The following is an 18,089-nucleotide window of genomic DNA, read 5'->3' as shown; positions in this document are numbered from 1 at the left end:
CCCCTCCCTAACCCTCCCCCACAAGGGGGGAGGGAACGGTTCACTGCCGGAGGGAAGCAATCTCGTTGAACAAATGAGGTGCTCATTCTTATGCGCCTCACTTCCACCCCTGCATCGGCCATTCCAGCTTCGCGGCGGCGGACTTGTCCGGCCACACCAGCTGGTAGGCCTTGTCCTTGAGCTGGATCAGGTAGGTGGCGGCGAGCACGTTCTGGCCGGTGGCGTCGAACTTGACGCCGTCATAGCCCATCATCAGTTGTTCGGGCTTGAGATCGGTCGTGATCAGCGCGGCGCGGATCCTTTCCGGATCGGTCGAGCCGGCGCGGTTCAGCGCGTCGGCGAGCGTGAGCATGGCCTGCAGGTTACGCGCGCTGGTGTCGTCGAGATCGCGACCGGTCTTGGCCTTGTACATCTCGTTGATCTTGTAGGTCGTGGAGCCGGGCTTGCCGATATCCCATGAGCTGCGGTTCATGACCCCCTGCGCGATGTCGGCGACCGCGGGAATGAAGGAGGGATCGGAGAAACCGGAATCGTCGCCGATCACCATCGGCGGCTTGTAGTCGAGGTTCTTCATGGTCTTCATGTAGAGAATGGCGTCGGAGGTGTAGCTGATGAAGATCACGACATCCGGCTGCTTCTCCTTCAGCTGTAGCACCTGGGCGCTGACGTCGGTCGAGCTCGCGCTGTAGGGCACACGGATCGCCACCGCGAGGCCGGCCTTCTTCGCCGCGGCTTCGACCGCGTCGGCGACCGATGTGCCGTAGTCGGTGTTCTCGTTGACCACCGCGATCGACTTGATCGCCTTGCCCTGCTTGTTCATATCATCAATGAAGCGCATGTAGCCCGTGGCGAAGTCGCTGGCGATCGGCGTGGTGCGGAAGGTCCACTTGAAGCCGCGGGTGGTGACGTTGAGGGCCGCGGAATCGCCGACCATCATCGGGATGCCGTAACGTTCGGCCACCGCCGTCGCCGTGAGGGTGCAGGAGGACTGGTAGGTGCCGAACAGCACGTTGACCTTGTCCTGCGTCACCAACCGCAGCGCCTGCTGCTGCGCCACCGACGGATTGCCCTGGTGGTCGACAAAGATCAGCTCGAGCTTGGCGCCGCCCATGTTCGGCAGGCCTTCGCCGGCTGCGAGCGGGATATTGGATAGCTCCGGATGATTGTTGTTGACGATGTCGGCGGCTACCTCGGCGGCGGCCTTGGAGGCTTGTCCGGCGGAGGCGGCATTGCCGGTGAGCGGCCAGAGAATGCCGATCTTGACGGTCTCGGCTGACATCGCCGATGTGGTGAAACCGAGCGCGCTGAAAATGGATGCGGCAAGCGTTGCCGCCATCGCAAGCGATGGTGCTTTCACGTCGTCCTCCCCTTGGACCGGTGTGTCCGGTCGTTGCGTTCGCCGTTGTTACGGCTTTTCTTGTTGCGGTCTTTTGCGGTCGTGGTGGTCGTCGCGCAGATCAGGATCGTTTGTCGTGCAGCTTATGTGTGCTGGGGCGTCTCGAGAGTCGTCCGGGATCGTTTCCTCGAACACCTGCCCCGTTTTTTCTGCAGTTCGCCGATTGTCGAACGTCGGATCGGCGGCTACGTTTCCTTGGTCAGATGTCTGACCACTGTGAAATGCGACGGGGCTGTTGTCAACGCGCAACCGGGACCGGTGAGAACACCAGCAAGAAACAAGGGACTTGTCGCCATGACCTACAACGTCACCACCATCACGTTGCGGCCCGGCACCGCCGCCCAGGCGCTGGCCCAGATCAAGGCGCACGTGATGGCGCCAGCGAAGCCGTCCGGCGAATTGCTCGCCTGCTGGACCTCCGACATCGGCGCGTTGAACCAGATCCTGCTGATTCATCGTGCGGGGAGCGCCGAGCAGGCACTGGCCCATCGCGCCGATCTGGTGCTTTCAGACGATCCGTTCGGCTGCAGGGATGTCATGACGCGGTTGCAGACCGACACCTATCGGTTGCTGCCGTTTCTCGGTGCGATCGAGACGGGAGCGGTCGGGCCGGTGTTCGAGGTGCGAACCTATGAGGTGAAGGCTGGCGGCATGGCGCCGACCATCGAGCTGTGGCGCAAGGCGGTGCCGGACCGGGTGAAGCTCTCGCCGCTGCTCGCCGGGCTCTACAGCGTCAGCGGCGTCGCCGCGCGCTTCATGCACGTCTGGCCCTATGCCAGCCTCGATGAGCGGGCGCGATTGCGCGCGAAGGCGGTGGCCGAGGGCATCTGGCCGCCACCGGGCGGCCCGGCGCATCTTCAGGTGATGCAGTCCGATATCTATCTTCCGGCGGATTTTTCACCGCTGCGGTAACGGTTATTGTCCCCAGCCGCAGATGCCGCCGCTGCGGCAGGGCCAAGTTTGAACGTGTGTCTGGGCTCTCCGGGGCGGAGCGTACGCCTGCGCATCGAGCGGATTGCCGTGCCGGCGTGCGGCGGCTTGCCGGGTGCGCGAATGGACCGTGGCGGCCGTCCGCGTCGACGCGCCTCGGGATGAGGTTGCCGTCCGTGATGGCGACGCCGCTTTCGATGCGCCGGCACTGGATGTTTGCGCGGGCGGGGCCGACGTGTCGGACATGTCCTTGTCTGGGGTCTGGCTGGCGGTTTGTGTTGCCGTCCCGGCGAGCGCCTTCGAGGCCGCCCGCGCCATGTCCTGGGTCGGGGTCGGCAGGGTGTCCGTCTTGGCTTCAATGCCGAGCGGCTCAAAGCGCGCTTTTGGACCGAGCGGAATCGGCGACAGCAAAGCCTTCGAAAGATCCAGTGTCAGGAATGCGTCAGGCCGGTAGCGCACCGCGCTGCCTGCGCCGGTTGTGGTGAGGTCGTCGGCACGCGCATGAGCGCACAGCACAAGCGCCGAAAGGAGAGACGCCGCGCACGCAGCGATGCTCCGGCTTCGCAAAGCCGTCTTCTTCGTGGTCATTCGCTGCATCGCAACACCCTCACAACTCCATCCTCCCCTCCCTGAACAGATGATGTCCGGAACGCGGACTTGCCAGAGGTTGCGCGGACTCGTTTCCGGCGAGGCAGGTCGGCGCAGCCTTCGGCCCAAGCTTAACGCGTGAGCAGGGTTGAGGTTTCGTGGTGGCACCAGCGTTTTTGCGGATGCACGGCGGCCTTTGAATGCCGCCCAGCAATGCGAAAGGGCGGCCATGCATGGCCGCCCGTCCGGAATGTCGCTCTCGTCAGCGGCGAGTCATCGTTACCAGCGGTGGCCCCAACCGCCCCAACCACGGTGGCCCCAGCCCCAGCCGCCACCGTAGCCATAGCCGCCATAGAAGCGCGGGGCATAGCCATAGCCGTAGTACCGGGGACCGCCATAATACCCGTAGGCGCCGTAATAGTTCGGCCGCCACCAGCAGCGGCCCCAGGCGTTACAAACGTAGCGAACCTGCTCGGCAGCCGCGCCGTCCCTGACGTCGGACTGCGCACCTTGCAGCCCGTTGGGCATCGCGGATGCGGCGCCGCTCGTCAGCGCCATCCCGGCGGTTGCCGCGACGGCCAACAAAGCCATTCTTGCCTTCATGATCATCTCCCAATTTCCAAGTCTGAAGTCCAGGTTTCTTGAAGGTTCTTGAATTTCAAGTTTCTTGAGTTCGGTGTTTTCAGCACGCTCAATTCCACCGCTTGCAGGACTTTGCGGTCATGGATTGCGGTCTCGGAACGTTGCGTTTTGAACATGGCAAAGTGTTGATTTATCAGACGTGAACAGCGCGTTCATGTCGCTAACCATGCGTTCATCCGGCATGGAACAAAACCGCGACGCCGTGGTTATATATGCGACCCGATGCGGGAGAACTCAGCCGATGAACGGCTCTTCGCGGACGAGGCTCGATGGCAATCCGATCGCCTATGCCCTGTTGGGTGTCGCGGTGGTGGCCGGCATCATGATGGTTGCGGCCGTCTATTATCTGCAGGCGATGTCATAGGAAATGCCCTTTCGCGGCAAAAACGGCCCCGGATCAGGGGCCGTTTCCGTGCGTTGCGCGCAAAAGTTTAACAGCGCCGATATTTACCAATGACGATGGTGGCGCTTGATGACGACGACCCTGCGGTCGTGGTGGCGATGCCAGCCGTGATCGCGATGCATGCGCATTTCGGCATGGGCGCCGTAGTCGCGATCGCGCTTGATCACCACCGTCTCCGCGCTGGCAAGCGTCGGCGCCGCAACGGCGAGGGTGAGTGCGGTGGCAATAACATAACCAATCGTCTTCATGTGCTTCTCCTCCAGTGGAATCGTTCCAATAACTGCGGGATCACAACGTGTGCATGCCCCAGCCGTTCCTGAACGCGCACGGGAAAATTCTGAACATCCATTCATGATGCAAGCGAGGAGCGCCATCATCCGCTCACTGCGGATCGGTGCTGCCGATCAGCCGTGCGACTGCGCCGCTGCACGCGCAAAGCGCAATGTGAACTGTGCGCCGCCGGAGGACAGATTCTCCACCGCGATGGTCGCGCCATGGTCCTCGATGACGCCGCGCACGATCGAGAGGCCGAGGCCCGCGCCGTCGGCGCGCTGCCGGTTGCCGCGCCAGAAACGCTGGAAGATCAGTTCACGCTCGCCGGGCGGAATGCCGGGCCCACTGTCGCGCACGCGGACCGAGCCGTCGTCGCCGACGACAATCTCCACGGTGGTGCCGCGTCCGGTATGACGAATCGCGTTCTCGGCGAGGTTGCGGATCGCCCGCCGCAGCATCTCGGCGTTGCCCTTGACCGACACCGTGGTGGTGACGCCTTTCAGTGCGATATCCTTGTCGGCGGCAAGCGCCAGCGGCGCCATCGATTCCACCACTTCGGAGCAGACCGCGTGCAGGTCGGCGGTCTCGGAGGGATCGACCACCAGCGTGTCGAGCTCGGCGATCTCGAGCAGTTGCCCGACGATCCGGCTCATGCCTTCGATGTCGCGGTGCAGATCGGAGGTGGCGGCGCGGTCGCCCAGCGTATCCAGTCGTGTGCGCAGAATGGTGAGTGGCGTGCGCAATTCGTGTGCGGCATCGGCGGTAAACTGGCGCTGGACATGAAAGCCGGCCTCGAGCCGGTCGAAAGCCTGATTGACGGCCGTGACCAACGGCAGAATTTCGCTTGGAATCTGCTCGATCGGCAGCCGGATATCGGTGCGCGCGGGGCCGATGTTCTCGGCCTCTTCGGAGGCCCTCAGCAGCGGGATGATGGCGCGACGGAAGATGATGATGTCGGTCGCCAGCAGCAGCAGCAGGATCGGAATCGTGATCCATCCGACACGGCGAAAGAAATTCGCGATGATGTCGTCGGTAATGACGTCGCGATGGGCGAGGTCTTCCGCGACGCGGACCCGCACGGTTTGTCCGGCAATCTGTTTATGCACGCTGGCGCCGGCGATCATGCTTCCGCTGCTGCTTTCACCCTGGAACGCCTGATCGGAGAAGGCGGTGCCGTCGGGCAGAATCGGCTTGCGGTCGCTGCGTGATGAAAACAGCACGCGTCCTGCCGCATCGACCACATCATAAGCATAACGCCCGTAGGCTTCGGAATACTGGTCGCGGAGGCTGGCGGGCAGCACCAGCGCCAGCTTGCCGTCGGGCGTCGCCGTCAGCTCACGCGCCACCGCATCGGCCTGGTCGCGCATTGCGACGCGATGCAATTGGCTGATCTCCGAATTCAGCAGAAAGAACAACACCAGCGGCAGCACGATCGCAGTCAGCGCCACGGCCATGATGTGCAGGAAGACGATCCGGGACGTCAGAGATTTGAAGCGGATCACGCTACTTGATCTCCGACATCAGATAACCGACGCCGCGAACGGTGTGGATCGAGATCCGGGCGCCGGTATCGGCGAGCTGCTTCCTCAGCCGGAACACATAGACCTCGACCGCATTGGAGCCGACGTCGCCGGAGAGTCCGAAGATATGGTCCTCGACGTTCTTCTTGGGTACCACGCGGCCCTGCCGCCGCAGCAGGATTTCCAGCACCGAGGTTTCGCGTGCGGAGAATACGTGCGGTGTGCCATCGATGAAGACCTGGCGGCTTTCGGTGTCGTAGACGAGGTTGGCGAGCTGCAGTGAAGAGCCGAGCAACTGTCCGGGCCGGCGCAGGATCGCTTCCAGCCGCGCCACCAGTTCCTCCAGCGCAAACGGCTTGACCAGATAGTCGTCGGCGCCGCTGCGCAGGCCGCTGACGCGGTCGTTCACGCCACCGCGCGCGGTCAGCACCAGCACCGGCAGCGGGTCGCTGCGATGACGCATCTCGCGCAGCACCGAGAGGCCGTCGCTGTCGGGCAGGCCGAGATCGAGGATCATGGCGGCATAGCTGATGCTGCTCACGGCGTCGCGCGCCTCGCTCGCGGTGTTCACCACATCGGCCTCGTATCCGGCGGCCGACAGGCCTTTCGCAAGCAGCCCGGAGAGCTCGATATTATCCTCGACAATCAGCAGGCGCATGAGGGTCCATCTGGGCTGAAGAAAGATCCGGTCGTCGTCACAACGGCCTATATTACGCCCCGCTGAACGCAACGGGCATTTTTTTGGGTCGGGACTGCTGTCCGTATCGTGTTTTCCGACCGTCTTCCAGCTGCGGCATGCGTCGAAGGCCGGTGACCCGCCGGCTTGTAAGGTGCATGTAAGCTTGCGCGAGCGGGCCGCGCTGGCGGCCATTATATGCTCAGGTCTTACGTATCGACGTCCTGGGCCTGCCGGGCCGCGTCGGATGGGTCGGAAAATTGGGACCGCAGGCGGTACCCGACGCCGGATTCGGTCAACAGCAGGCGGGGGCGATTGGGATCGGCTTCGATTTTCTGTCTCAGCTTGCGGACCAGGATCCGCAGATACTGGATGTTGTCGCGCTGGTTGCCGCTCCAGATGTCCTTGAGCAGTTGATCGTGCGTGACGACCAGCCCGACGTGGGTCGCCAGCACGTGTAGCAGGCGATACTCCTTCCGCGTCAGTTTGATCTGTACGCCGCCCACCGTGACGCTGCGCGCGACCAGATTGATGGACAGCGGACCCGCCACCACAACGGGACTTTCGGTCCTGCTCTTGAAATACCGTCGCAGAGCCGCCTCGCTGCGCGCGAGCAGTTCGGCGATGCCGAACGGCTTGACCACGTAGTCGTCCGCTCCGGATTTGAGCAGGCGGACCTTTTCTGCCTCGTCGGACTCGATCGAGAGCATGATCACGGGCGTGTTCGACCAGCCGCGAATCTGCTCCAGCACGTCGCTGCCCTCGATGTCGGGCAATCCCAGGTCGAGTATCACCAGATCGGGCTTGCCGAACATTGCGGACTTGAGGCCGTCCGCGCCGGTTTCCGCCTCCAGCACCGCATAACCATGCAACTCGAAGCCGGCGCGGAGGAAGCGCCTGATCTTCGGCTCGTCGTCGACAATGAGGACCGTGTTGACAGGCTTACTCATGACCCGCCGTCGCAAGGCCGGGAGTGGTCTGCCGTACCACCGGCAAAAACAGCGAGGCAATGGTGCCGGGCCGCGTGCCCCGGTTGATGATTTCGAGGGTGCCGCCGTTCGCCTTGATAAACGCCGACGCAATCCAGAGTCCGAGACCGAAACCCGGCACGGTGTTGAGATGACGCTGGCCCCGGAAAGACCGGCGGCCCAACTGGCTTTTTTCTTCCGGCGTCAGGCCTGCGCCCTCGTCAAGAACCGAGAATCCGATGCGGCTGGCCTCTGATCGTACAACAATGGCGATGGTGGAGCCGGTGGGTGAATACTTGGCTGCATTGTCCAGGAGCTGCCCGCAGGCCTCTTCGACCAGGACGGAGTCAGCCTTGACCAGGGGCAGATCACCTTCGAATTCCACCTGGATGCGATGCTGGCTGAGCCGTCGCGTCCGGCGTTCGAGCGCCGCGTTGATGATGTCGGCGGGATCGGTCCATTCCAGGCGGGGCCTGACGCCTTCGCTGGTCACGCGCGAGGCATTGACCAGGTTCTGCAGGAAACCATCGAGTTGGGTGGCTTCGTCATGAATCCCGTCGATCAGCGAATGAATCATCCGGTCGCCATGAAGCGCCGGCGTCGCGTTCAGGACGCTGGCGGCGCCGAGAATGGATGCAAGCGGCGTCCGCAGCTCATGCGAGACAATTCCGTGCAGGGCGTCTTTCAGAAGATCCGCTTGCAGCCTCAGGCGGGCCTCATCCATGGCCCGGCCGATATCGATCCGCTGAAGCGTGAGCGCAGCCTCTTCGATGATCTCCTCGATCCGTTGCATGTTCTGTTCGATCAGTCCGTCGGCGTTGTTCCCGACATCGACGGCAATGACGCCATGGTTGATGGACTCCGAGGACACGGCCTTGAGAAGCCAGAACGTCTGCGAGAGGCCATCGAAGGGCCTGCGGGTCTGCAGATCGTTGGTGGTGATCATCACCATGGCCTCGCGCCTGATGTCGCCGGGAATGGCGGTGCCGTCGAGGGAGCGGACGTCGATATCGTCGGACGAGGCGACGAACGCCGCCCGCTGTCCCAGAGCAGTGGACACGTAACTGTGTATCGCGAGCACCAGATCCTGCGCGGTGAAGCACAGCGCCAGCTGCCGGGAAAATTCGTAGAGGCTGTGAATATGCCGCTCGCTCCGCCGCAACGAATTGGCCTCGCGCCGGACGCTCGAGGCCAGCTTGCTGGTGATGAATGCGACAAACAGAAACAGCAGCAGGTCCACCGCCTCGTCGGGATTGTCGACTCGCAGGCTGTAATAGGGGACGTAGAAAAAGAAATCGGCTGCGGCAGCACCGGCGGTCGAGGCGACGGCGGCCGGCCAGAACCCCCATCGGGTTGCCGCGATGACGACCGGTATCAGGTAGATGACCGAAACGAGGCTGAGGGGGACGATCTTGTTGAGCAGCAGCAGCCCGATGGTCGCGATGCCGACAAGCATGGCGGTCGCCAGCAGAGACAGGGCGTTCGCGCGCGCGCGCCGCCAGACATGCCGCTGGGCATGGGAAGATATACCGTCGGGATGGCCGGCGATGCCTGCGCTCGCTCTGGTGGCCTTTTCAAGGGTCAATGACTGGTTCTCGCTGCGGGACATAGCCTGTCGCTCGCGTCGATTCCACCAAGGGGCGAAGCCGTGCGTGCGTCGGGCTTGAAACAAGCTTTCAATTACGCATGATCTTGCAGGCGGTGCAGTCAAGACAAATCGAGGTGCCGGATCGATCGTTGGATTCTTGCTGTCGATCGATCGCGTGCGGCAAACTGCTCGATGTCTGTCCTGACGTTACCTTGAACTGCCCCGGCAATGGCGTTGTCGCCCGAACAGGCATATAGAATCCATACTTGAAGCAATCCCGGTATATATAAAAATAATAGGAATATTGCCGGTGGGCGCGAGACCGTCGGTACGATGGGCGCATCCATCGTCAAACGGCAGGACGAGAGCCTCCTCAAGACTCGTGCGAATTTCGAGCAGCCAACGCCGCGCCTGTATCTGGCCGACAGACTGGATCTTGCGCGCGGCAGGCCTGCATGATCTCCCTGAACGACAGCAAGCCGGCGCGAGTGACGTCGACGGGCTTGAGGCCGACCGGTAGACCGGCGTCATTCGCGCAAGGGGGCATGCCGGAGACCGATGCCGGCGCGAGCGCAATCGCTGCGGCGGGGCTGTCGTAACGTGGGGGATAGAGATAATGCTCCATCAGCCAGGTCCGCGCACCGGGGATGCTCTCTTCCAGCAGCGCGATGGCCCTGACCTTGGCGGCGGGAAGAACGGCGCTCCAATTCGCATACTCGCGCGCCAGGATTTCCAGCGACAGGACTTCGGTCGCGATGATGACAAACAGGCCATTGGCCTTGCGCGCGCTTCGCGTGGTGCTGGCCTTCTTGAACGCCTCGCTGAGGTTGCGATGCTTCTCGATGAATCCACCCAGGCCGGCTTTCCAGAGCATGTCAGGCAGGCATGCGTATCCGTGCATGGCGTGATAGGTCTGGATCAGGCTGCGACACTGCGATCGCAGGATGTCGGGGATGAAGCCGAACTCCGGTCCCGGACCATGCGCGGGCGGCGCTGCGTCCGGCGTATCGGAGCTGGCATGTAACGTCACGTTCATTCGATTGCCCCGCAACGGCTCGGCGATTTGTGGTCACCTGATGCGGGCACTGTAGTGAGTCATCGGATATGTATTCGATGTAATTTTTTCGCCAAAACCATAGAGAAAAAATAGCATTTCTTGTCGGCATCGGATGGTGCGGACCGTGCGAGGTGCGCCGATGGTGCGCCTGGACGACACGCGACGACACAACGCGCTTTGCGAGCCCGCCTTGTACTGAACTGGGGAGCCGCGTTGTTTCCTGAACATCGGGATGGCGCGATGCGCTGGCACAAAGGTGTCAGAACTCGGTCCTGATCAAGACGCAGCGTGTCGCAATGCTGCTGCCGCTCTCGCTCGCAATTTGGGCAGCGCCGCGAGCAATCGACTTGTTCGTATGCAATCGCGGTCAATCATCGCGATGCGGATATCTTTTTTTAATGTTTCTCGACGCTGGGACGTATCGATTTTTTCTCATGCGACTCGGACAACTGACCTTACCGATTTTTAGGAATCGAAGCGGCGCCGGAATGGGGAGGCGCTGCAACAACGGGGTTGGTCATGAAAAAGCTTCTTTTGGCGGGCGCCTCAGTGGCTGCGCTGATCGTATCGGCAAATGCACAGGCGGCGGATCTCAGCACCACAATGCCATTGAAGGCGTCGGGGTCCTGCGATCCCTACAAGAATTACTCTTGTCTGGACGCCTATCTCGGCGACGACGTGGTCACGCGTTTCCTGCGATATTATCAGCTCGAATGGGGGCACGACTCCGCGCCGTCGGATCCGAAGGCGCCCGCAGGGCGTCGCGCCGAATGGCCTGCGACACCACAGAGCACGCCGCCAATGCCGTTTACCGAATGGCCCTATGGCGGGTCGACCAATCTCGGGGTGACCCGGCCGGCGTCGGTCGACAGCCCGCTGATGAACGCGATCGCGCACACGCCGGTCGGCGAAGCGCTGGGGGCTTCCAACATCCAGATCTATGGCTGGGTCGATGGAGGCGGCAATCTCAGCACCAATTCGGTCAAGCCGGGCGGCAATGCGCCTGCCGCTTACAGCTATACGCCCAACACCATTCAGCTCGATCAGGCCGTGATCTATGTCGAGCGCCTGCCGGACACGGTGCAGCGCGATCACATCGACTGGGGCTTTCGTATCTCCGCGATCTATGGCGAGAACTATCGCTACACCACGGCCTACGGACTGTTCAGCAACCAGCTGCTGAAGAACAACGCGGTCAACGGCTTCGACATGCCCATGTTGTATGGCGAGGTGTTCATTCCGCAGGTGCTGGAGGGCCTCAATATTCGCGTCGGCCGCTTCATCTCGATTCCGGACATCGAAGCGCAGCTCGCGCCGAACAACTATATGTATTCGCATTCGATGACATATTCGTTCGACAACTACACCAACACCGGCGTCGAAGCGACGCTGGCGGCCACCAGGAATATCATCTTGCAGCTCGGCGTGGTGACGGGCACCGAGGCGATGCCGTGGCATGTGGGGCAGCGCATTCCGAACCCGTTCCCGAACCCGGTGTATCCGGACTCGACCATGTTGAAGGATCCCGGCGCGCAGGCGTCCCTTGTTGCGGGCATTCGCCTGACCAGCGACAGCGGCAACGACAGCATCAATCTTGTCGCCAATGGCATCAACGACGGCAAGTGGGGATACAACAATCTTCAGTGGTACGGCGGCACGTATTACCACAAGTTCAACGATCAATGGCATCTCTCGGTGGAGGTCTACACCCTGTCCCAGAGGCAGGTGCTGAATGCCGCCGATCCGCTCGGCATTGCGGCCAATAGCGGCTATCCGTTCGGCGTGCAGCAGATGCCGTTCAACTCGCCGTTCCTCGCACAGTGCAGCAACCCGACCGAGCTGACGTGTACGGCCCGCAGCGTCGCGGCTCTCGCCTATCTCAACTACAAGTTCTCGCCGCTGGATAACCTCTCGTTCCGCGGCGAATACTTCGACGATCAGCAGGGCCAGCGCACCGGGACCAAGACCCGTTATGTCGAGGCCGGCATCGGCGTACAGCACTGGTTCTCGCCGCAGATCGAGATGCGCCCGGAGGTCAGTTACTACCGTTCGCTCGATGCGCCGGCGTTCAACGGCAACTCCAACGCCGGAATTCTGCCGAACAAGAACTATGCGGTGATCGGGTCCGCGGACGTCATCGTCCACTTCTGATGATCCGGGACGCCGGCGGCATGCGCCGGCGCCTCCGTCGTTCCCACGATCTCCCGAACAACAGAGGACATCATGTCGAAACTTCTTTTCAGCACCGTTGCGCTTGTTGCGCTCGGTGCCGCGTCCGTGGCATCCGCCGCCGATCTTGCCACGCGCCCCTACACCAAGGCGCCGCCAATCTCCCCGGCCTATGACTGGACGGGCTACTACATCGGCGTGTTCGGCGGCGGCGGCTTCAGCAACCACGACATCACCAGCGCGGCCGGCTCCGCCAATTATGGCTCCGGTGGCGGCGGCATCGGCGGCGTCGATATCGGCTACAACTGGCAGAGCGGCAGTTACGTGTTCGGCCTCGAAGGCGATGTCGCCTGGGCCGGCATCAAGAGCAGCGATGCTTTCGCACTGGGCCCGAACGACGAGACCTCGCTGCGCTGGGCGGCGACGATCCGCGCGCGCAGCGGCATCGCCATCGACCGGTTTCTGCTGTTTTTCACCGGCGGCTGGGCCTACGGCGATCAGCGGCACGTCAACACCGATCCCGTGTTGGGCGGCGTCGACAGCTTCACCGTCAACTCCAGCGGATGGACCGCGGGCGCCGGCCTCGAATATGCCTTCACGCAAAACCTGATCGGCAAGTTCGAATACCGCTACTACGACTTCGGCAACTTCACCCGTGGCGGCAATCCTCTGACGCCCAACGGACAGCTGCCCTACAAGGTCGACAGCACCTATTCGAGTTTGCTGCTCGGCGTGAACTACAAGTTCGGCGGCCCGGTCGTCGCCCGTTATTGAAGATGAGTTCCTGAGTGAAGGTCCAAGAGCCGCGAGGCCCGACGTCCGACAAACGTTGGGCCTCGCGGGAATCGCCGGAGGCTGACGAGCGATGGCTTGGGTTGCTTCAAAATTCCACGAGGTCAGACGGAGGGGATCGATGACCGTTACAACAGTCGTGCGGAAGGCCGGAGCCATCGTTGCAGCCGCCATGCTGATCGGCATGCTGGCCGGCTGTGTCAGCGACATGGGGCCGACAGCGACCTCGCAATCCAGCGGCGACGGTCCGCAGATGCGCTATTACGGCGGACCGAAATCACCGATGTGGCCGGCCCAGTAGTTCAGCCGCGCCGCTGCGGCAGGCCGATACCGGGCGGTGCCGCGCGGGCCGGCAGGGATGTCCCATTCGTGGGGATTGGTTAACCAGCGAAGATCGATTTCCCTGCTTCCGCGGGTGTGTCGTCGTGTCGCATGTCAGCTCTGCAGCGCGCTGCGCCGAGGCTGTCGACGCCGCCTTTTGTGACGGTCTGTTGGCGGCGAAAGCGTGGGGCGTCGATGCAACTGCTAACGAAGAATCCAGGCCAGACCGCTCGCTACCGGGCTTTGTAAGGTGGGTGTAAGCTGGCTTTGCTAACGAGTTCCACGACGCGGCCCCGTCGCTCACGACGGTCAGAGCAGAGCGTCAAATCTCAAAGGTTCGCTCAGCATGTATCCGGCGAAGACCACTTCGGGAGATCGCCTCGATGCCCATCCGCTTTAAGGATCCAATCGTGCTCAAACGGGCTGCGATCGTCGCAGTAGCGGCCGTCTGCGCGGTGTCGATCGGCGCGTGGTTGTTGATGCGCGCCGGCGACATTCCGTCCGCCAAGGCAGAGCAGACCGCGGCCAAGACCCAGGTCAATGTCGACCAGCAGTCTGTCGACGTGTCCGAGAAGCAGGTGGAGGCCTTCAAGGTTGCTCCGGTTGATGCGCGCCAATTCAAGGTTATGAAGAATTCGGTCGGATCGATCGACTTCAACCAGAATATGCTGGTGCAGTCATACACGCCCAATGCGGGCAGGATCGTCGATACGTTCTTCAACGTCGGCGATGAGGTCAAGAAAGGCCAGCCGCTGTTCACCATCGACAGCCCCGATCTGCTGACCGCGGAGTCCGCGCTGCTCGCCAGTGCCGGCGTGCTCGAACTTCAGACCCGGACGCTGGCGCGCGTCAAACAGCTTTTGAAGACCGGCGGCGGAGCCCAGAAGGATGTGGACCAGGCGACCTCCGATCAGCAGACCGCCGAGGGTAATTTCAAGGCCGCGCGTGACGCGGTGCGCATCTTCGGCAAGACGGACGCGGAGGTCGACCGTATCCTGGCGGACCGCAAGGTCGATTCCATCCTGATCGTGCCGAGCCCGATCGATGGTCGCGTGATCACCCGCAATGCGGCGCCCGGATTGTATGTGCAGCCCGGCAATGCGCCGGCGCCGTTCTCGCTGGCCGATGTGTCGACCATGTGGATGCTCGCCTATGTCATCGAAAACGATGCGCCGGCCTACAAGCTGGGACAGCCGGTCGAGGTCAGGGTGCCCGCTTATCCCGATACCATATTCCGGGGGCGCGTCACGACGCTGGGCCTGAATATCGATCCGAACTCGCATCGCCAGCTGGTACGCTCGGTGATCGACGATCCGATGCATCGGCTGCGGGCCGGGATGCTGGCGAGCTTCACCATCGAAACCGCGGATCCCATGCAATCCCCCGCGGTTCCGCTGGAGGCCATCGTGCGCGAAGGTGACGGAACCATGACGGTGTGGGTGACGACGGACCGCCGCCGTTTCGAGCGACGCAGCGTCAAGATCGGTCTGGAGCAGGCCGGATGGCGCCAGATCCTCGACGGGCTCAAGCCCGGTGAGCTGGTGGCGACGACAGGCGCGATCTTCCTGAGCAACAAGTTTGCCAACGCGACGTCAGGCTCATGATCCGGTGCGGGGCGGCACCATGCGCGGGATGCTACAGCCGTCTGAGGGCTTGCGGAATCGTGCGTGGTCTGCGGAGGCGCAGCCCTGATCCCGCCGCAACGGTTTCGCGCGGCCTCTTTCATTCGATCGCATCACCTCGAAAGTAGCGTACAGCCTTGATCAAGAGCATCCTTGCGTTCGGTCTGACCCGAAGCGCCATCATCGTGCTGGGTCTGGCGGTATTTTGCGCCGCCGGCTTTGTCGCGTTCACCAAGCTCAACATCGAGGCTTATCCCAATCCTGCGCCGGTCATCCTGGAGATCACCGCGCAGGCGGCCGGTCTCTCCGCCGAGGAGATGGAGAAATATTACACGATCCCGATGGAGGTCGGCCTCTATCCGACGCCGGGCGTGGTCAACATCCGCTCGACCTCGTTCTACGGGCTGTCGTTCGTCCGCGTCACCTTCAAGTACGGCGTGGACTACTACTTCGCGCTGACCCAGGCGGCCAACAGCATCCAGCAGAACATCAACCTGCCGGGCAACCTGGTGCCGCAGATCCAGCAGTCCAGCCTGGTCGGCGAGATCTATCGTTATCAGCTGGTCGGGCCGCCGAATTTCGGCCTCACCAACCTGCGGACGTTGCAGGATTATGTGGTCGCGCGGCGGCTGATGACGCTTCCGGGCGTGGTGCAGATCAATGCCTGGGGCGGCACCACCAAGCAATTCAATGTCGATGCCGATCTGCAGAAGCTCGAGGCCTACAACATCACCGTGCCGCAACTGGTGCAGGCGCTCGGCAATGCCAATGTCAATGTCGGCGGGCGGGAGATTTCGATCGGCCAGCAGTCCGTCAACATCCGCGGCATCGGGCTGATCGACAGCGGCGGCGCCGACGACGTCACCAAGGGTTATCACGTCGAGGATATCGAAAATATCGTCCTCACCCAATCGGGCGGCCTTCCGATCCAGATCAAGAACGTCGCCAAGGTCTCCGTCGGCTACGTGCCGCGGCTTGGCATTGCGGGCAAGGATCGGGATGACGACGTTGCCGCCGCGATTGTCGTGATGGGGCGCACCCAGCACACCAATGACATCATCCCCAAGGTGGAGCAGGAAGTCGCCAAGCTGAACAGCGACGGCAGCCTGCCGCCCGGGGTGAAGATCGTATCCTATTACGACCGCAGTTCGCTGGTGGACGTCACCACCCACACGGTGCTGCACAACCTGATCTTCGGCTGCATCCTGGTGTTCTTCATCCAGTGGGTGTTCCTGGGCGACCTGCGCAGCGCGTTGATCGTGAGTGCGAACATTCCCTTCGCCCTGTTCTTCGCCATCATCATCCTGGTGCTGCAGGGCGAGGACGCCAACCTGCTGTCGCTCGGCGCCGTCGATTTCGGCATCATCGTCGATTCCGCCGTCATCATGATGGAAAACATCTTCCGCAACTTCCAGTCGCCGCCGGAAAACCGGCTGCGCATCCTGCAGCACCTGGCGCAAGGGTACTGGGGGACCGATCCGACCGGGCCATCGCGCGGCGACGCACCCGCGCCGCGCTGGAGCGAGCGGTTGCGCATGATCTTCGTCAGCGCGCTCCAGGTGGACAAGGCGGTGTTTTTCACCGCCGCCATCACCGTCACCGCCTTCGTGCCGCTGTTCACCATGCAGGGCGTGGAAGGCCAGATCTTCGGCCCGATGGCGCGCACCTATGGATATGCGCTTGCCGGCGCCCTGCTGGCGACATTCACGGTGACGCCGGTGCTGGCGTCGCTGTTGCTGCCCAAGAAGATCGAGGAGACCGAAACGGTGATCGTTCGCGCCCTGCGCGCGGCTTATACGCCGGTGCTGCGCTGGTCGCTCGGCCACGTCAAGGTGGCGGTGATTGCCGGTTTGATCTTCCTCGGCCTCAGCGGACTTGCGGCGAGCCGGCTGGGCAGCGAATTCCTGCCGGCGCTGGAAGAAGGCAATTTCTGGATCCGCGCGGCGATGCCATCCACCATGTCGCTGGAGGCCGGGACCGAGCCGACGCGGAAGATGCGGGAGATCCTGCTGCGTCATCCGGAGGTGCTCACCGTGGTGTCGCAGCACGGCCGCCCCGACAACGGCAGCGACGCGTCGGCGTTCTCCAATGTCGAGCTGTTCGCGCCGATCAAGCCGTTCGATCAGTGGCCGGCGGGCCTCACCAAGGAAAAGCTCACCGAGCAGTTGCAGAAGGAGTTCGACGAGGAGCTGCCGGGCGTCGTCTTCAATTTCTCGCAATATATCCAGGACAACGTCGAGGAGGCGCTCTCCGGTGTGAAGGGGGCGAATTCGGTCAAGATCGTCGGGCCGAATCTGGAGGTGCTCGAACAGCTCGCGACCAAGGTGATGGACGAGATGGGCAAGGTCAAAGGTGTCGCCGATCTCGGCATCTTCCGGCTGCTCGGGCAGCCCAACCTCAACATCAAGATCGATCGCGAAAAGGCGGCGCGTTACGGCCTCAATACCGGCGATGTCACCACGGTGGTGCAGGCGGCGCTCGGCGGCACCAACGCGACCACGGTGCTGGAAGGCGACCGGTCGTTCGGCGTCGTGGTGCGGCTGGATCCCAAGTTCCGGCAGAGCATCGATGCCGTCAGCGACATCAAGGTGGCCTACCAGACCCCCGCCGGGACCAATGCGTACATCCCCCTGAGCGAACTCGCCAGCATCACGCTCGATACCGGCGCATCCTTCATCTATCGCGAGCGCAGCCAGCGCTATATTCCGATCAAGTTCAGCGTGCGCGGCCGCGATCTCGGCAGCACGGTGGCGGAGGCGCAGCAGCGGGTGGCGCAGGCGATCCAGCTGCCGACCGGCTACAGCCTGATCTGGTCCGGTGAGTTCGACAACCTGCAGGCGGCGAAGGCGCGCCTGATGATCGTGGTGCCGATCACCCTGCTGCTGATTTTCGCACTGCTCTACAGCCTGTTCAATTCGCTGCGCGACAGCCTGCTGGCGCTTGCCGGCATTCCCTTCGCCATCGGCGGCGGATTGATCGCGCTGTTCGTCGCGGGGCTCGATTTCAGCATTTCGGCGGCGATCGGCTTCATCTCGCTGTTCGGCGTGGCGGTGATGGACGGCATCCTCAACATCACCTACTTCCGGGAGTTGCGGGCGTCGGGCATGAGCATCGCGGAGGCGGTGTTCAACGGCTCCGAACAGC

16 protein-coding genes are annotated in these 18,089 nt (G+C 62.7%); 7 read left to right on the top strand and 9 right to left on the bottom strand.

Annotated features, from left to right (window positions below; all coding sequences use genetic code 11):
• Positions 1-97 precede the first annotated feature (97 nt).
• On the bottom strand, positions 98-1,357 hold the full coding sequence (locus HY68_RS39410) for an ABC transporter substrate-binding protein (protein ID WP_198533605.1): 1,260 nt from the start codon (positions 1,355-1,357) through the stop codon (positions 98-100).
• A 333-nt stretch (positions 1,358-1,690) separates the two neighbouring features.
• Here HY68_RS39410 and HY68_RS39405 point away from each other — a divergent pair, with 333 nt between their 5' ends.
• Positions 1,691-2,308 carry an NIPSNAP family protein gene (locus HY68_RS39405; RefSeq protein ID WP_042002538.1) on the top strand — a complete coding sequence of 206 codons (618 nt, stop codon included), beginning with the start codon at positions 1,691-1,693 and terminating at the stop codon, positions 2,306-2,308.
• Positions 2,309-2,311: 3 nt separating this feature from the next.
• Here HY68_RS39405 and HY68_RS41725 read toward each other — a convergent pair whose 3' ends face one another.
• Complete coding sequence (locus tag HY68_RS41725; protein ID WP_198533604.1) at positions 2,312-2,914, bottom strand: hypothetical protein; 603 nt, start codon at positions 2,912-2,914, stop codon at positions 2,312-2,314.
• Positions 2,915-3,193: 279 nt separating this feature from the next.
• Entirely contained in the window at positions 3,194-3,523 is a 330-nt protein-coding gene (locus tag HY68_RS39400; RefSeq protein WP_198533603.1) for a hypothetical protein, read from the bottom strand.
• 172 nt (positions 3,524-3,695) lie between these two features.
• Between HY68_RS39400 and HY68_RS43330 the strand changes: the two genes are divergently transcribed.
• Complete coding sequence (locus tag HY68_RS43330) at positions 3,696-3,920, top strand: hypothetical protein (RefSeq protein WP_157874626.1); 225 nt, start codon at positions 3,696-3,698, stop codon at positions 3,918-3,920.
• 83 nt (positions 3,921-4,003) lie between these two features.
• Here the strand turns inward: HY68_RS43330 and HY68_RS39395 are convergent, their stop codons facing one another.
• The 6 genes from HY68_RS39395 to HY68_RS39370 form a co-directional block, all read right to left on the bottom strand.
• The gene (locus HY68_RS39395) at positions 4,004-4,207 is read right to left on the bottom strand and encodes a hypothetical protein (RefSeq protein ID WP_042002537.1); all 204 of its coding nucleotides are present in this window, start codon (positions 4,205-4,207) and stop codon (positions 4,004-4,006) included.
• Between the two features lie 156 nt (positions 4,208-4,363).
• On the bottom strand, positions 4,364-5,734 hold the full coding sequence (locus tag HY68_RS39390; RefSeq protein ID WP_042002536.1) for an ATP-binding protein: 1,371 nt from the start codon (positions 5,732-5,734) through the stop codon (positions 4,364-4,366).
• Position 5,735: 1 nt separating this feature from the next.
• Entirely contained in the window at positions 5,736-6,410 is a 675-nt protein-coding gene (locus HY68_RS39385) for a response regulator transcription factor (protein WP_042002535.1), read from the bottom strand.
• A 227-nt stretch (positions 6,411-6,637) separates the two neighbouring features.
• Positions 6,638-7,378 carry a response regulator gene (locus tag HY68_RS39380; RefSeq protein WP_042002534.1) on the bottom strand — a complete coding sequence of 247 codons (741 nt, stop codon included), beginning with the start codon at positions 7,376-7,378 and terminating at the stop codon, positions 6,638-6,640.
• On the bottom strand, positions 7,371-9,005 hold the full coding sequence (locus HY68_RS39375) for a DUF4118 domain-containing protein (protein WP_078864269.1): 1,635 nt from the start codon (positions 9,003-9,005) through the stop codon (positions 7,371-7,373). The genes HY68_RS39380 and HY68_RS39375 overlap by 8 nt, the downstream gene beginning before the upstream one ends.
• A 352-nt stretch (positions 9,006-9,357) precedes the next feature.
• Positions 9,358-10,020 (bottom strand): hypothetical protein, encoded by a 663-nt coding sequence (locus tag HY68_RS39370; protein ID WP_042002532.1) that lies wholly within the window; start codon positions 10,018-10,020, stop codon positions 9,358-9,360.
• Between the two features lie 540 nt (positions 10,021-10,560).
• Between HY68_RS39370 and HY68_RS39365 the strand changes: the two genes are divergently transcribed.
• The 5 genes from HY68_RS39365 to HY68_RS39350 all read left to right on the top strand — a co-directional run.
• The gene (locus tag HY68_RS39365; protein ID WP_078864268.1) at positions 10,561-12,192 is read left to right on the top strand and encodes an outer membrane beta-barrel protein; all 1,632 of its coding nucleotides are present in this window, start codon (positions 10,561-10,563) and stop codon (positions 12,190-12,192) included.
• A 72-nt stretch (positions 12,193-12,264) separates the two neighbouring features.
• Entirely contained in the window at positions 12,265-12,984 is a 720-nt protein-coding gene (locus HY68_RS39360) for an outer membrane protein (RefSeq protein WP_042002530.1), read from the top strand.
• A 139-nt stretch (positions 12,985-13,123) separates the two neighbouring features.
• Entirely contained in the window at positions 13,124-13,303 is a 180-nt protein-coding gene (locus HY68_RS43325; protein ID WP_157874625.1) for a hypothetical protein, read from the top strand.
• A gap of 430 nt (positions 13,304-13,733) precedes the next feature.
• The gene (locus HY68_RS39355; RefSeq protein ID WP_198533602.1) at positions 13,734-14,927 is read left to right on the top strand and encodes an efflux RND transporter periplasmic adaptor subunit; all 1,194 of its coding nucleotides are present in this window, start codon (positions 13,734-13,736) and stop codon (positions 14,925-14,927) included.
• Positions 14,928-15,082: 155 nt separating this feature from the next.
• On the top strand, positions 15,083-18,089 hold a 3,007-nt coding region (locus HY68_RS39350), incomplete at its 3' end, for an efflux RND transporter permease subunit (protein ID WP_042002529.1).

This window comes from Streptomyces sp. AcH 505, from assembly GCF_000818175.1.
In the GTDB taxonomy this organism is placed as follows: domain Bacteria; phylum Actinomycetota; class Actinomycetes; order Streptomycetales; family Streptomycetaceae; genus Streptomyces.
Note: the sequence above shows the minus strand (reverse complement) of the source record. Positions and strands in the feature narration are given on the sequence as shown.